We start from the raw sequence: 1,500 nt of genomic DNA on the forward strand, positions 1-1,500 counted from the left end.
TGAGGTCTTCTCGGCAACGTGATAGTTGCGGTGTGTGACGGGGTGCGGGTGCCCGCTCGCGGCCTAGTTCTGCGGTGCCAGGGTGCGCAGGACACAGAACTCGTTGCCCTCGGGGTCTGCCATGACCACCCAGTTTCGATCTGAGCCCTGGCCCACATCAGTCTTGGTGGCGCCGAGGCCGAGCAATCTGGTCACCTCGCCCTCGGTGCTGCCGTCGATCGGGCTGACGTCGAGGTGAAGCCGATTCTTCACGGTCTTGCCCTCGGGCACCTGAATGAACAGCAGGGTGGGCGGCATCTGACGGGCCCGAACATCCTCGACGGTCGGCACCCAGGAGCCCGTCTCGACCTTGCCCTCGCTCCGGTCGATCACCTTGAAGTCCAGGACCTCGCACCAGAAGGCCGCGAGCCTCTCCGGATCGTGGCAGCCAACGGCCAACTCGGTGAACCTACTTGTCATGACTCTCCCAGATAGTGTGGACGGGGCTCAGAGTATGCCGCCCGTCCGACAGATTTGAGATCTTCCTGACTGGGGACATCAGACGGGCTTGACCCGGCATCAGATACGCGAGAAGCCCCTGGTAGGAACAGGTCTGCGAAGAACAGGTTCCGGGTACCGAGAGGCTTCACGCGTTGACCAGTATCACCTACACCGGCGTGCTCGATGTCAGCCGGGCCACTGCTGAGGCCCTCGCGAAGCTGCTGCTCGAACACCGCGAGCGTCTCGGGACCCGCAAGGGCACCCGCGCCCTGGGGCCGTTCAAGCAGAGCGTGTTGATCCTGCGCTGGTTCCTGGACGGTGCTCGGCTGACTCAACTCGCCCGCGACAACCGGATCTCCGTCCCGACGGCCTACCGCTACCTCCATGAAGGGCTGACCGTGCTCGCCGACCAAGCCCCGGACCTGTCCACCGCACTGGAGCGCGCGGCCGTGGCCGGCTTTACACACCTCAACCTCGACGGCACCGTCATCCGTACCGATCGCGTCGCCGCCCCCGGCCCGAACAAGGCCGACCTGTGGTGGTCAGGCAAGCACAAGCACCACGGCGGCAACGTCCAGGTCATTTCCGCACCCGACGGCTGGCCGCTCTGGGTCTCGCCGGTCCGGCCCGGCCGCGAGCACGACACCACCTGCGCCCGTACCCACGGCCTGATCGCCGCCCTGAACCGGCTCGCCGAAACACTCGACATCCCCACCCTGACCGACCTCGGCTACCAGAACGCCGGGGCCAGCCTCCGCCACCCGGTCAAAAAACCCAAGGGCGGCGAACTCACCGACGACGCCAAGGCGTTCAACTCCGTCATCCGAGGCGTCCACGGCGTGGCCGAACGCGCCAACGCCCTGCTCAAGGTGACCTTCAAGGCTCTGCGCAGGGTCAGCCTCGACCCCAAGGCGATCACCCGGATCACCCGCGCCGCCCTCGTCCTGCTCCAGATGGAACACGGCCGCACCAGCTGAACGAAGATCACGAATCGTCACGAGACGTTACCGAGAAGGGCTC

At 65.9% G+C, this 1,500-nt stretch carries 2 protein-coding genes; one reads left to right on the forward strand and one right to left on the reverse strand.

The features are described from left to right. Positions 1 to 63 precede the first annotated feature (63 nt). On the reverse strand, positions 64 to 459 hold the full coding sequence (locus tag ABZV34_RS39345; protein WP_356288060.1) for a VOC family protein: 396 nt from the start codon (positions 457 to 459) through the stop codon (positions 64 to 66). A 182-nt stretch (positions 460 to 641) separates the two neighbouring features. Between ABZV34_RS39345 and ABZV34_RS39350 the strand changes: the two genes are divergently transcribed. After that, positions 642 to 1,457: a transposase family protein gene (locus tag ABZV34_RS39350; RefSeq protein WP_356288063.1), complete on the forward strand. Its 816-nt coding sequence runs from the start codon at positions 642 to 644 to the stop codon at positions 1,455 to 1,457. Positions 1,458 to 1,500 lie beyond the last annotated feature (43 nt).

This window comes from Streptomyces sp. NPDC005195, from assembly GCF_040608315.1.
Taxonomy (GTDB): domain Bacteria; phylum Actinomycetota; class Actinomycetes; order Streptomycetales; family Streptomycetaceae; genus Streptomyces; species Streptomyces kaempferi.